General features: G+C 72.3%; 12 protein-coding genes. 9 read left to right on the top strand and 3 right to left on the bottom strand.

The window, feature by feature from the left end:
- The first annotated feature begins 129 nt into the window (after positions 1 to 129).
- Together AC07EG_RS31615 and AC07EG_RS31610 are read left to right on the top strand one after the other, a co-directional pair.
- Positions 130 to 345 (top strand): hypothetical protein, encoded by a 216-nt coding sequence (locus tag AC07EG_RS31615; RefSeq protein ID WP_478256888.1) that lies wholly within the window; start codon positions 130 to 132, stop codon positions 343 to 345.
- 40 nt (positions 346 to 385) lie between these two features.
- A complete protein-coding gene (locus tag AC07EG_RS31610) occupies positions 386 to 1,021 on the top strand; it encodes a TetR/AcrR family transcriptional regulator (protein ID WP_478256887.1) in 636 nt (211 codons plus the stop codon).
- Between the two features lie 393 nt (positions 1,022 to 1,414).
- Here AC07EG_RS31610 and AC07EG_RS31605 read toward each other — a convergent pair whose 3' ends face one another.
- Together AC07EG_RS31605 and AC07EG_RS31600 are read right to left on the bottom strand one after the other, a co-directional pair.
- Complete coding sequence (locus tag AC07EG_RS31605; protein WP_478256886.1) at positions 1,415 to 3,241, bottom strand: AfsR/SARP family transcriptional regulator; 1,827 nt, start codon at positions 3,239 to 3,241, stop codon at positions 1,415 to 1,417.
- 179 nt (positions 3,242 to 3,420) lie between these two features.
- Complete coding sequence (locus AC07EG_RS31600) at positions 3,421 to 4,035, bottom strand: TetR/AcrR family transcriptional regulator (RefSeq protein WP_478256885.1); 615 nt, start codon at positions 4,033 to 4,035, stop codon at positions 3,421 to 3,423.
- Positions 4,036 to 4,101: 66 nt separating this feature from the next.
- Here AC07EG_RS31600 and AC07EG_RS31595 point away from each other — a divergent pair, with 66 nt between their 5' ends.
- Positions 4,102 to 4,506: a RidA family protein gene (locus AC07EG_RS31595; RefSeq protein ID WP_478256884.1), complete on the top strand. Its 405-nt coding sequence runs from the start codon at positions 4,102 to 4,104 to the stop codon at positions 4,504 to 4,506.
- 67 nt (positions 4,507 to 4,573) lie between these two features.
- Here the strand turns inward: AC07EG_RS31595 and rpsA are convergent, their stop codons facing one another.
- Positions 4,574 to 6,076 carry a 30S ribosomal protein S1 gene (gene rpsA / locus AC07EG_RS31590; RefSeq protein WP_478256883.1) on the bottom strand — a complete coding sequence of 501 codons (1,503 nt, stop codon included), beginning with the start codon at positions 6,074 to 6,076 and terminating at the stop codon, positions 4,574 to 4,576.
- A gap of 270 nt (positions 6,077 to 6,346) precedes the next feature.
- Between rpsA and AC07EG_RS31585 the strand changes: the two genes are divergently transcribed.
- The 6 genes from AC07EG_RS31585 to AC07EG_RS31560 all read left to right on the top strand — a co-directional run bounded on the left by AC07EG_RS31585 (position 6,347) and on the right by AC07EG_RS31560 (position 12,191).
- The gene (locus AC07EG_RS31585; protein WP_478256882.1) at positions 6,347 to 7,216 is read left to right on the top strand and encodes a class I SAM-dependent methyltransferase; all 870 of its coding nucleotides are present in this window, start codon (positions 6,347 to 6,349) and stop codon (positions 7,214 to 7,216) included.
- Complete coding sequence (locus tag AC07EG_RS31580) at positions 7,213 to 8,106, top strand: GNAT family N-acetyltransferase (protein ID WP_478256881.1); 894 nt, start codon at positions 7,213 to 7,215, stop codon at positions 8,104 to 8,106. The genes AC07EG_RS31585 and AC07EG_RS31580 overlap by 4 nt, the downstream gene beginning before the upstream one ends.
- Positions 8,103 to 8,936 carry a GNAT family N-acetyltransferase gene (locus AC07EG_RS31575; protein WP_478256880.1) on the top strand — a complete coding sequence of 278 codons (834 nt, stop codon included), beginning with the start codon at positions 8,103 to 8,105 and terminating at the stop codon, positions 8,934 to 8,936. The genes AC07EG_RS31580 and AC07EG_RS31575 overlap by 4 nt, the downstream gene beginning before the upstream one ends.
- Positions 8,937 to 9,034: 98 nt before the next feature.
- On the top strand, positions 9,035 to 9,715 hold the full coding sequence (locus AC07EG_RS31570) for an ABC transporter ATP-binding protein (protein WP_478256879.1): 681 nt from the start codon (positions 9,035 to 9,037) through the stop codon (positions 9,713 to 9,715).
- The gene (locus AC07EG_RS31565) at positions 9,712 to 11,607 is read left to right on the top strand and encodes a YhgE/Pip family protein (protein WP_478256878.1); all 1,896 of its coding nucleotides are present in this window, start codon (positions 9,712 to 9,714) and stop codon (positions 11,605 to 11,607) included. Before AC07EG_RS31570 ends, AC07EG_RS31565 begins: the two co-directional genes overlap by 4 nt.
- Entirely contained in the window at positions 11,604 to 12,191 is a 588-nt protein-coding gene (locus AC07EG_RS31560) for a TetR/AcrR family transcriptional regulator (protein ID WP_478256877.1), read from the top strand. Before AC07EG_RS31565 ends, AC07EG_RS31560 begins: the two co-directional genes overlap by 4 nt.

Here is a 12,191-nt window from a genome sequence, read left to right as displayed (position 1 = left end):
AACCAGTCCGGACCCGGAGCCCCACTTTCAGTGGTCGTTACCGAACCGATGTGGGTGAACCGCCGCGCGTCGGCGTCGCGTTTCCCGACGAGCTGCGTACGGTGCCGGTGATCGATTCACGGAGGAACGATGCCCGCGAGCAAGCACGTCGGAAGGCACCGGCTCGGAACCCCGGGCCTGGTGCATTGCCTCCGGCATCGCCCGGTGGCCCAGGCGCTGGTGGAGTACCGCCGCACCTGGCTGACCGCCCTGCTCGTACCCGCGAAGCACAGCCTGGCCGGGCTGAAACGCCGTGCCAGGGCGGCCGCGACCATCGACCGCAGGTGGGCACCGGCGACCACCTGATGAAGTATGTTTCCCCGGGCGCCGAGGAAACGGGGAAAGCATGGCGGCACGGGACGGCGCGGCGCGATCGGCGGCCGAGACCAGGGAACGCTTCCTGCGCGCCGCCATCCGGGTGCTGGCCGAGCAGGGCGTGGCCGGGCTGACCGTGCGCAACCTCGCCGTGGCCGCCGGCTCCTCCACCATCGGGGTCTACAGCCGCTTCGGCGGCCGGGCCGGGGTGCTCGACGCCCTCTACGAACGCGCTTTCGAGCAGCTCGCCGCGGAGTTCGCCACGCTGCCGCCCCGCACCGGCGACCGCGGGCGGGACGTGCTGGAGCTGGCGCTGGCCTACCGCCGGTTCGCGCTGGAGAACCCGGCCCGCTACGCGTTCATGTTCGAGCGCCCGGTCGCCGACTTCGACCCGGATCCGGAGCTGCGGCAGAGCGTGCTGCGCTCCACCTTCACCACCGTCCTCGACCGCGCGACCCCGCCGGGGGTGTCCGATGAGGACGGCCGCACCTACGCCTATCTCCTGTGGACCACGATGCACGGGCTGATCAGCGTGGAGCTGACCAACGCCCAGCGGACCCCGCTGCCGGGCTGGTTCGTTTCGCCTGCCGAAACCGCCCGTGAAGAGGTCTACCGGGCTGGGGTGCACGCCATCACCCGCGGCCTGGACGAGCGGTTCTCGGCGTAATCGGTTCACTGTCCGGATTCACGAACTGTTGCCACGGGGATATCCAGCGTTTCCACCGGGCTTGGAAGTACGGTGGATTCGGTCAAGCGACGATCGGCGGCCGACCTCGTTCTCGCGCTCGGCCCGCGTGGTTCCCCGCGCCCGGCTCACCGCCGCGGCCGCTCAGGCAGGTGCGTCCGGCGTGCCGGGCTGACCCTGGAAGTCGGGTAGGAGGGCCTTCTCGCGCCAAAGTTCGCCGCCGGGGCGCTGCCGTTCGTCGCGCTGGCCCTGTCGGGCCGTGACCAGAACCGCGACCTTGCTCGAACGCACCGAGGCCGCGGTCGGCGACCGGCCGTGGGGGGTGCTCGGCTTCGCGCCGGAGGAATCGAATTGAGGCACGACCGCCCGGCACCCCTACCGGATCGTGGCGCGCAACGACTGTTGCCCCCGTTCCCCGATCGCCAAAGCCGCCAGCCGGATCAGGGGGTGCATCCGGTAGCCGAAGTACCCCGTCCCCGGTTGCGGCCGGTTCTCCTCGACCTCCACCAGTTGCAGTTCGACCAGCTGCTCCAGCCGTGACTCCGCCTCCCGCTCGCCGAGCAGGCAGGCCCTGGCGAACTCCGGCACCGAAACCACCGGGGAGAACAGGCCGGCGAACCGCTGGAAGGCGTCGGCCTGGGCGGGGTCCAGCAACGCGGCGGTGCGTTCCACGCTGGCCAGCAGGTCGAGCCGCCCCGCGGTCAGCTCGCCGAGCCGCTCCCCCGGTGGGTGCAGGCGGTGCACCATGCGCGAGATCGACCAGTGCGGCCGCAGCGCGAGCCGGGTGGCGGCGCCGAGCAGCGCCGCGGGCAGGCCGCCGCACAGCCCGGCCAGTTCGACGGCGGCGCCCGGCTCGCGGTCCACCCGCGTGCCGATCATCGAACCCAGCAACCGCACCGAGTCTTCCCCGGACAGCGGCCGCAGCGTCACCGGTACCCCCGCCGGGGCGGCGATGCGGCGGCGGCACCCGGCCAGCACCGCGCTGCCCTCCCCGCCGGGCAGCAGCCGGTCCAGCCCGCCGGCGGTGGTCACGTTGTCCAGCACCACCAGCATCCGGCGGCGCGCGGTCCAGCTGCGGAACAGGTCCGCGCGTTCCCGCTCGCTCGCGGGCAGCCGGCAGTCCGGGCCCCGGATCGCCCGCAGGAACCCGGCCAGCACCTCCGCCGTCGACTCGTGCGCCAGCAGGTCCGCGTACACCTGACCGTCCGGAAACGACTCCCGCACCCGGTTCGCCACGTGCGCGCAGAGCGTGGAGGTGCCCACGCCCGGCCCACCGGCCACGGTCACCACGGTCAGCTTCGACGCACCCCGCAGCTCACCGGTGATCCGCTCGACCTCGGCGTCCCGGCCGACCACCTCCACCGGGTCGGGCAGCAGCTGCGCGGGCGGGTGCCACCAGGACGTGGCCCGCCGCACCGAACCGGTGCCCGGCGGCTGGTCCGGTTTGCTCTCCCCGGCGAGCAGGTCCTGGTGCAGCCGCCGGGTCGACGCGCTCGGCTCCAGTCCCAGCTGCTCGACCAGGCTGGCGCGCAACCGCTGGAACACCGCCAGCGCCTCGGACCGCATCCCCGAGCGGTCCAGCGCCAGCATCAGCTTGGCGTGCAGGCCCTCGTGCGCCGGGTACTCCTGCACCAGCGCCCGGAGTTCGCCGAGCAGGTCGAGGTGGCGCCCCAGCACCAGGTCGACCTCGATGCGCTGCTCCAGCACGGCCGCGCGTTCCTGTCGCAGCCGGGCCACGTGCTGGGCGAGCACCCCACCGGGGTCGAGGTCGCAGAGCGGGCCGCCGCGCCATTCCCCCAGCGCGCCGCGCAGCGCGGCCGACGCCTCTTCGAACCGTCCGGCGTCGAGGTCGGCGCGGCCGGACCGCGCCAGTCCGGCGAAGCGCGCGATGTCGAGCGTGTGCTCCGGGAGGTTGAGGGCGTAGCCGACGCGGGGGCGGTGCACCACGGTCCCGCTCGCCGAGCGCGGTTCCCCGGCGAGCATGCGGCGGATGTTGGAGACGTAGACCTGGAGCGTGGTGCTGGCCTTCGGCGGCGGGCTGCCCGCCCACAGCTCCTCCCGCAGCTGCTCGGTGCGGACCACCTTGTTCCAGTTCACCGCGAGCAACGCGAGCAGCTGGCGCACCTTCGGCTGCGACGGCGTGACCACCAGGCCGTCGCGCACCACTTCGAGTTCACCGAGCACCCGCACGCCGACAGTCATCCACCCACCCCGAATCAGCGGCCTCGAAGATCCGACAACCCGCGGCACCATCGGTGCGGGTGCGACCACCGGAAATCCGGCGTCACGCCCGAGTATCACCCCGGAGCGGGGCCGGGTCCACCGGATTCGTCACGGTACGCACACCAATGCGCACCGCGGGACAGGCGAACTCCCCACCATCAGGAAGCAGGCAGCCGCCATCCGCGTGCCACGGAATCGCGGCACCGGTCCGGCTCGTCACCGGCGCCGACGAACAAGGCGGTCAGCATCGGGGGGCCGAAATCGAGCTTCTCGCGCGGCAGCGGCCCGGTGGCGACCAGGGAGACCAGGCCGTGGCCGATGGCCCAGCTCTGCGTCGCCAGGTCGAGCGGCACCGTGGTGTCCCGGAAGCGGCCCGCGTGCCTGCCCCGGGCGGCGGCCTGCACCAGGTGCTCCAGCGTGTCGTCCGCGGCCTTGGCGTCCTCGAGTTCGAAGCCCGCGTCGAACATGACCCGGTACAGGTCGGGGTGGTCCAGCGCGTTCCCCAGGTAGGCGGCGACCAGCGCGGTCAGGTCCCGCACCGGGTCCGCGGACACTCCGACGGTGGCGAGCCGGGCCGCCAGCCGGGTGAAGCCCTCCTGCCGCAGCGCCTGCCACAGCCCGTCCATGCCGCCGAAGTGGGTGTAGACGGCCATGGTCGACACCGGCGTACCCGCCACCAGCGAGCGCAGGGTGACCGGCTCGCGGGTGCGCAGCAGCTGCGCCGCCCGCTCGAGCAGCAGGGTGCGGACCGCGGGGTCCTTCGTCCTGGCCATCGGCCCAGAATACATAGCATAGCAATGCTATGGTTGGAGCCCACCCACTGCCGAGGAGCGTTTCGCATGATCACCCTGGTCAATCCCGACGGCCTGCCGAAGGTCGACCTCTACCGCCAGGTGTCGGTGGCCACCGGCTCGAAACTGGTGTTCATCGCCGGCCAGGTCGCCCGCGACGCCGACGGGGGCAAGGTCGGCGAAGGCGATTTCGCCGCGCAGGTCGAACAGTGCTACCTGAACCTGGGTACCGCGCTGGCCGAGGTCGGTGCCACGTTCGGCGACGTGGCGAAGCTGACCCTCTACGTCGTCGACTGGACCGAGGACAAGATGCCGCTGTTCGCCCAAGGTCTCGCCAGGGCGGCGGAGAAGCTGGGCGTCACGCCGTCGGCACCGCTGACCGGCATCGGCGTGGCTTCACTGGCCGAACCCGATCTGATGATCGAGATCGAAGCCACCGCCGTGCTCGACTGAGCCCGGAAAGCACCGCACCCCGGGACCCCGAAGCGGGTCCCGGGGTGCGGTGTGGTTCAGGCGTGGCTCACGCGCCGCCGGACAGCTTCTCGCGGAGCGCCGCGAGCTGCTCGTCGGAGGCGAGGGTGCCACCGCTGCTCTTCGAGCCGGAGTCGGCCGGAGCGGAGGTGTAGCTCTGCTCCCCGCCCGACGGGTCCACCCCGGTCGCCGCGTTGGCGGCGGCCTCGGCGTCCTGCTCGGCGGCCTTGGCGATCTGCTTCATGTGCGCCTCGTAGCGGGTGTGGGCCTCGGCGTACTGCCGCTCCCACTCCTCACGCTGCTTGTCGAAGCCTTCCTGCCATTCCTGGGTGTCCGGGTCGAAGCCCTCGGGGTAGATGTAGTTCCCCTGCTCGTCGTACTCGGCGGCCATGCCGTACTGCGTCGGGTCGAACTCGGACTCGGTGGTGAAGCCCTCGTTGGCCTGCTTCAGCGACAGCGAGATGCGGCGGCGCTCCAGGTCGATGTCGATGACCTTGACCATCACGTCGCCGTTGACCTGCACGACCTGCTCCGGGATCTCCACGTGGCGCTCGGCCAGCTCGGAGATGTGCACCAGGCCCTCGATGCCCTCCTCGACGCGCACGAACGCACCGAACGGGACCAGCTTGGTGACCTTGCCCGGCACGATCTGGCCGATCGCGTGGGTGCGGGCGAACTGGCGCCACGGGTCTTCCTGGGTGGCCTTCAGCGACAGGGACACGCGCTCGCGGTCCATGTCCACGTCGAGCACCTCGACGGTGACCTCCTGGCCGACCTCGACCACCTCGGACGGGTGGTCGATGTGCTTCCAGGACAGCTCGGAGACGTGCACCAGGCCGTCGACGCCACCCAGGTCCACGAAGGCACCGAAGTTGACGATGGAGGACACGACGCCCTTGCGGACCTGGCCCTTGGCGAGCGCGTTGAGGAACTCGCTGCGCACCTCGGACTGGGTCTGCTCCAGGTAGGCGCGGCGGGACAGGACCACGTTGTTGCGGTTCTTGTCCAGCTCGATGATCTTCGCCTCGAGCTCGCGGCCGACGTAGGGCTGCAGGTCGCGCACGCGGCGCATCTCGACCAGCGACGCGGGCAGGAAGCCGCGCAGGCCGATGTCCAGGATCAGGCCGCCCTTGACCACCTCGATGACGGTGCCCTTGACCGGCTCGTCCTTCTCCTTGAGCTCCTCGATGGTGCCCCAGGCGCGCTCGTACTGCGCACGCTTCTTGGAGAGGATCAGGCGGCCTTCCTTGTCCTCCTTCTGGAGGACCAGGGCCTCGACCTCGTCGCCGACGGTGACCACCTCGGCCGGGTCGACATCGTGCTTGATGGACAGCTCACGCGAGGGGATGACGCCCTCGGTCTTGTACCCGATGTCGAGCAGCACTTCGTCGCGGTCGACCTTGACGATGGTGCCTTCGACGATGTCGCCATCGTTGAAGTACTTGATCGTCTTGTCGATCGCGGCGAGGAAGTCTTCCTCCGACCCGATGTCGTTGATGGCGACTTGCTGCGGGGTGGACGCAGTCGGGGCGGTGGCGGTGTCGATGGTCATTAGGCGGGTTGCTCCGGTAACGGCTTGGGGATAGTAGGTTTGCTGTTTGCGCGCGCACCGGGCTGCCGAAGAGCGATTCTGCTGCGTTCCCGAAGAGATCGGCCACGTGCATCACCGACGGCGGTGCGCGACCCGGACCCCAGCTCGACGCCGGAGGGAGAGGTAGCGCGAACCCACTGCGCTAGTGAGTATCGTACGCGGCCCACCGGGCGCGGCACAAACAGGGTCCACACACGTCGTCAGCTATGGCACCTGCGGGAGGATGACACGGTGACCTCCCCGCCAGCCGACCCGCCAGCCGACCCGCCCGCCGACCGCCACGCCCGCGCCGAAGAACGCCTCGGCACCGCCGCCGTCGCCCACCGCGAAGTGGGCTCGGCCGAAGCCGCCGCGGCCAACCTGGCCTGGTGGGACGCCGACGCCGACGACTACCTCGCCACCCACGGCGAGTTCCTCGGCGAAGCCGATTTCCTCTGGTGCCCCGAGGGACTGCGTGAAGCCGACCTGGGCCTGCTCGGCCCGGTGGACGGCCGCCGGGTACTGGAGGTCGGCTGCGGTTCGGCCCCGTGCTCCCGCTGGCTCGCCGCCCGCGGCGCGCGCGCCGTGGGGCTGGACCTGTCGGCGGGCATGCTGCACCACGCCCGCGAGGCCGCCGCGCGCACCGGCATCGAGGTGCCGCTGGTCCAGGCCAACGCCGAGTACCTGCCGCTGGCCGACGCCGCTTTCGACGCCGCCTGCTCGGCCTTCGGCGCGCTGCCGTTCGTGCCCTCGCTGGACCGGGTGTTCGCCGAGGTGCACCGCGTGCTGCGGCCGGGCGCGCCCTGGGTGTTCGCGGTCACCCACCCGATGCGGTGGATCTTCCCGGACGACCCCGGTCCCGCCGGGCTGACCGCCACGCAGCCGTACTTCGACCGCACCCCGTACGTCGAAGTGGACGGTGGTGGCACGGCGACCTATGTGGAGTACCACCGCACGCTCGGCGACTACGTCCGCGCCCTGAGCGGAGCCGGGTTCGAGCTGTTCGACCTGCTCGAACCCGAGTGGCCGGCGGGGCACACCCGCACCTGGGGCCAGTGGAGCCCGCTGCGCGGCAAGCTCTTCCCCGGCACGGCGATCTTCCGGACCCGGAAGCCGGGTTGAGCTTCGCCGGGCTGGACCCGCTGCTGCCGGAGCCGAGCGCCCCGGCGGGTGAGCGCGTCCACGCCCGGGTGCCGGGACAGGGCAGGCAGGTCGCCGCGGTGCTGTACCGGAGCAAGCTGCCCGCCGGTGCCGTCGAGCGGCTCTTCTCCCCCGCGCTGAGCTGGGAGATCACCCCGCTGCTCGCCGCCGGTGACGTGGCGGGCCTGCGGGCGCTGCTGCCCGCGGTCCGGTTGCGCCTGCGTGCCGAGCGGCCCGGCCCGGACTCGGCGTGCGTGCTGGCCTGGCCCAGCCTCGACCTGGCGGTGGCGGGCGCGCTGCCGCGGCACGGTTTCCTGCCCCGCACGGCGATCGGCGTGCGCACCGCGCCCGCCCCGGCCGTCCCGCACCGCCGCCCCGGCCTCGTCGTGCGCCCGGCCGGGCCGGGTGACCTGGAGGAACTGCTCGCGCTGGAGGTCGCCGAACTGCGTTACGCCGCGCTGGTCGGCACCGCCACCCCGCACGGCGGCGCCGCCGCGCTGCTCGAACCGGGGCTGCGCCGGCTGCTGGTGGAGGGCCGGGTCTGGCTCGCCGAGGCGGACGGGCTGGCGGTGGGCATGGTGAGCACCCGCTGCCTGATCCCGGCGGCGGGCGGGCCACTGGCGCACCGGCTGCCCGGCGGGCGCTGGGGGTACGTCGCCACCGCTTCGGTCGCCGAGCACGCCCGCGGCACCGGGGTCGGCCGGGCGATGCTGGACGTGGCGCACCGGGCGCTGCTGTCCTCCGGCGTGCGCGGCACCTTCCTGTTCTACAACCCCTGCAACCCGCTCTCGTCGGTGTTCTGGCACCGGCAGGGTTATCGTCCACTGTGGACCATCTGGGACGTGACCCCGGCCGGAGAGATGAGGGCATGACCGAACTGCACGCGGTGACCGCCGCCGGCGAGCGGGTCTCCGCCGTCCTGCGCCGGGAGCAGCACGCACCCGGCGACGTGGAACTGCTGTGGTCGGCCGCGCGGGTGTGGCGGCTGTTCCCGGAGATCGGCTCGGCCGGTACCGAGGGCATGGACGCGCTGCTCCGGGCGTGGCGCGCGGAACTGGACCGCGAGTCGCCCGGCGAGGACTCGGCGTGCGTGGTGACCTGGCCGAGCCACGACGCCGAGGCGATCCGGGCCTTCCTGGACCACGGGCTGTCCCCGGTGACCGCGCTGGCGGTGCGCACCGGCCCGCCGGAGCCGGCCGAGGTCCCCGGTGTGACGATCCGCCAGGCGCGCCATGACGACTTCGACGCCGTGCTGCACCTGGCGCTGGAGATCTTCGAGTACGCCGCGCTGGTCGCGCTGCCGCGGCGGGACAACACCGCCGAACTGCTCGCCCCGCGGCTGCGCGCCAAGCTGGCCCGGGACACCGGCACGGTCTGGGTGGCCGAGGTCGGCGGCACCGTGGCCGGGCTCGCCGACTGCTCGTGGGTGGACGTCACGACCGGCTCCGGGGCCGCCGAACTGCTGCCGCTGGGCAGCTGGGGGTACCTGAACAACGTCGGCACGGCGCGGGAACTGCGCGGGCGCGGTCTGGGTCGCGCACTGGCCGAGACGGCGCACGCGTACTTCCGCGAGCGCGGTGCGACCGGCACCTACCTCTACTACCACCCGCCCAATCCGCTGGCCTCGGTGTTCTGGCACCGGCGGGGCTACCGCCCGCACCGGACGATCTGGGAGGTTCGCCCGGCTTCGCTGTTGCGGTAGTCACTCGACCGGGGTGTTGTGGCTGGTTCGGCTTGCTAGCGCCCAGCTCCAGGCTTACTTTTGAACTGACCAGTCAGTTCAATTCCGAGGAGCTCCCCGTGCAGGTCCACGCCGATCGCGTGTCCGTCACCGGACCGCACGGCACCTTGTTGCCGCCCACCTCGCTGACCGTCGGCACCGGGCAGCTGGTGGTGCTGCACGGCGAACCGGGCGCCGGGCTGACCGCGTTCGGGCTGGCGCTGGCCGGGCGGTTCAAACCGGCCACCGGCACGGTGATCGGCACCGGCGGCGGGCTGCGCGGGAGTTCGGCGGTGGTGGACGCGCCAGGGGTGAGCGAGCCGGACGGCGCGCTGAGCCTGAGCGTGGTCGTCGGCGAGGAACTGGCACTGGCGCGCAAGCCGTCGGCCAAGGAGGACGTGCGGCGGTGGCTGGCCGCGCACGACGCCGGGCCGTTCGCCAGCACCCGCTTCGAAAACCTCGAACCGGCCCTGCGCACCCGGCTGCTGAGCACGCTCGCCGCGAGCCGCGAGGGCGTCGAACTGCTCGTGCTCGACACGCCCGACCGGCACACCAGCGACGTCGGCAGCTGGTCGTCGCTGGCCCGCGAACACGCCGAACGCGGCCTGGCGGTGGTCGTGCTGAGCGGGACCACGCCGATCTCGGCGCTGCCGTTCCCGCCGGCGCGGGCCGGGGCGCTGGAGCAACCCGAACCGCAGCAGTGCGCGCCGCTGCCCGAGTCGGGAGCACCGGCGGAAACCGAAGAAGGAGAACAGCGGTGAGCAGCGTCCGGATCGCCCTCAACGAACTGCGGAGGCTGACCGCCGGGAAGCTGCCCAAGCTGGCGATGCTGGCGCTGGTGCTGGTCCCGCTGCTCTACGCCTCCTTCTACCTCTACGCGAACTACGACCCGTACGGCAGGCTCAACAAGCTGCCCGCCGCGGTGGTCACCGCCGACACCGGCGCCACCGACAGCGAAGGCACCCAGCGCAACGTCGGCCGCGAGGTGACCGACGAGCTGGTCGGCTCGGGCACCTTCCAGTGGCACGAGGTGTCCGCGGAGGAGGCCCAGAACGGCGTCCGCGACGACCGGTACTCCTTCGCCATCACCATTCCGCGCGAGTTCTCCACCGCACTGCTGTCCACCGGCAACTTCCAGCCGCAGCAGGCCACCATCACGCTGACCACCAACGACGCCAACAACTACCTCGCGGGCACCATCGCCGACCAGGTGGCCGAGCAGGTGCGCTCGACCATCGCGGAGAAGGTCGGCAGCGAGGCGGCGGACCGGTTCCTGGTCGGCTTCTCCACCATCTACGGCAAGATCGAGGAAGCCTCGCGCGGGGCGAACCAGCTCGCCGACGGGGCCGGGCAGCTGGTCACCGGGCAGCAGCAGCTGGCCGACGGCGCCAGCCAGCTCTCCACCGGCAGCACGAAGCTGTCCACCGGGCTCGGCACGCTGCGCGACAGCACCGCGCAGCTGCCGTCGAAGTCCCAGCAGCTCGCCGACGGCGCCAGCCAGGTCGCCGCGGGCAACGCGAAGGTCGCCTCGGCCGCGCAGGTGGCCGCCGGTGCCTCCAGCGACCTGCAGGAGTCCCTGGACGAAACCAACGGCAAGCTGGCGCAGGCGCTGCGCGACGGCGGGCTCGGCGAGGACGAGGTGCAGCACGCGCTGAGCGTGCTCGGCCAGCTGCGCCAGCCGGTCGACGAGGCGAACACCAAGATCCAGCAGGCGAACAGCGACCTGACCAAGCTCGCCGACGGCGCGCGCCAGGTGTCCGAGGGCGCGGCGCAGCTGGCCGCCTCGGCGCCGACCCTGGCCGAGGGCATCGGCAAGGCCGCCGACGGCGCGCAGCAGCTCGTCGACGGCTCGGCGAAGCTGGCCACCGGGGAGCAGGACGCGCTCAAGGGCAGCACGCAGCTGCGTGACGGCGCGAACCAGCTGCGCGACGGCCTCGGTGCCGGGCTGAAGGAGATCCCCAACCCCGACGACCCCACCCGCCAAGCCACCGCGAACACCATCGCCGACCCGGTCGCGGTGAACTCGGTCGGCGTGGCGTCGGCAGGCACCTACGGCGCGGGCCTGGCGCCGTTCTTCATCTCGCTGGCCACCTGGATCGGCGCGTTCGTGTTGTTCCTGCTGCTGCGGCCGCTGTCCACCCGGGCGCTGACCGCCGGCGCGTCCCCGGTGCGGGTGGCCCTCGGCGGCTGGCTGGCTTCCGCGCTGCTCGGCGTCGCGCAGGTGCTCGTGCTGTTCGGCGCGGTGACCTGGCTGGTCGGCATCCACGTGGCCCACCCGCTGGGGGCGATCGGCTTCGCCGTGCTGGTCTCGCTGTCGTTCACCGCGATCGTGCACGCGCTGAACGCGCTGTTCGGCGCGGTCGGCAAGTTCCTCGGCCTGGTGCTGCTGGTGCTGCAGCTGGTCAGCGCGGGCGGCACCTTCCCGTGGCAGACCATTCCGGACGCGCTGTACCCGTTGCACCTCGTGCTGCCGATGGGGTACGCCATCGACGGGTTCCGCCACCTGCTCTACAGTGGGGCCTCGCTGCGGATCCTCGGGGACGTGGGGGTGCTGGTGGCCTACCTGCTCGGTGCGCTGGCGGTGTCGGCGTACGCGGCCCGCAAGCGTCGCGTGTGGACGGTCTCGCAGCTCAAGCCGGAACTGAGCCTGTGAGCGCCCGCGCCGACGCCACCCGGCGCAGGCTGTTCGAGGCCACGCTGAAGCTGGCCACCGATCGCGGGCTGGTCGGGCTGACCGTGGACGAGATCGCCGCCGAGGCCGGGGTGGCCAAGGGCACCGTCTACTACAACTTCGGCAGCAAGGACGGGCTGATCGACGCGCTGCTGCGCTACGGCGTCGGCCAGCTCGCCGACCGGCTGCGGGCGGCGGCTTCCCCGGCTGCTCCTGCCGACCCGGTCGAGGTGCTGGAGTCGCAGGTGGACAGCGCGCTGCGGTTCATCGCCGAGTACCCGGGGTTCTCGCAGATCCTGGTCAGCGAGATGTGGCGGACGCCTGGTCAGTGGCACGAAACGCTGTCACTGCTGCGCGAGGAGATCATCTCCATCGTCAAGGAACAGCTGCAACGCGTCGCCGACGCGGGACGGCTGCCCGACGGCGTGCAGATCCCCACCGCGGCGGCCGGGTTGTTCGGCACGCTGCTGGTGGTCGCGCTGGACTGGCAGGTGTTCCAGCGGCAGCGCAGCCGGGCCGAGGTCCGCGAGTCGGTGATGGTGCTGATCCGCGGCCTCGCCCGCTGA

The sequence above is a fragment of the Amycolatopsis sp. NPDC045836 genome, from assembly GCF_056431745.1.
This window is presented reverse-complemented; position numbering and strand designations above follow the sequence as displayed.

Coding starts and splice junctions, on each gene's coding strand:
- AC07EG_RS31600 (WP_478256885.1), bottom strand. CDS start 4,035: ATGGCCAGGACGAAGGACCCCGCGGTCCGCACCCTGCTGCTCGAGCGG.
- AC07EG_RS31615 (WP_478256888.1), top strand. CDS start 130: ATGCCCGCGAGCAAGCACGTCGGAAGGCACCGGCTCGGAACCCCGGGC.
- AC07EG_RS31575 (WP_478256880.1), top strand. CDS start 8,103: ATGACCGAACTGCACGCGGTGACCGCCGCCGGCGAGCGGGTCTCCGCC.
- AC07EG_RS31605 (WP_478256886.1), bottom strand. CDS start 3,241: ATGACTGTCGGCGTGCGGGTGCTCGGTGAACTCGAAGTGGTGCGCGAC.
- AC07EG_RS31610 (WP_478256887.1), top strand. CDS start 386: ATGGCGGCACGGGACGGCGCGGCGCGATCGGCGGCCGAGACCAGGGAA.
- AC07EG_RS31595 (WP_478256884.1), top strand. CDS start 4,102: ATGATCACCCTGGTCAATCCCGACGGCCTGCCGAAGGTCGACCTCTAC.
- rpsA (WP_478256883.1), bottom strand. CDS start 6,076: ATGACCATCGACACCGCCACCGCCCCGACTGCGTCCACCCCGCAGCAA.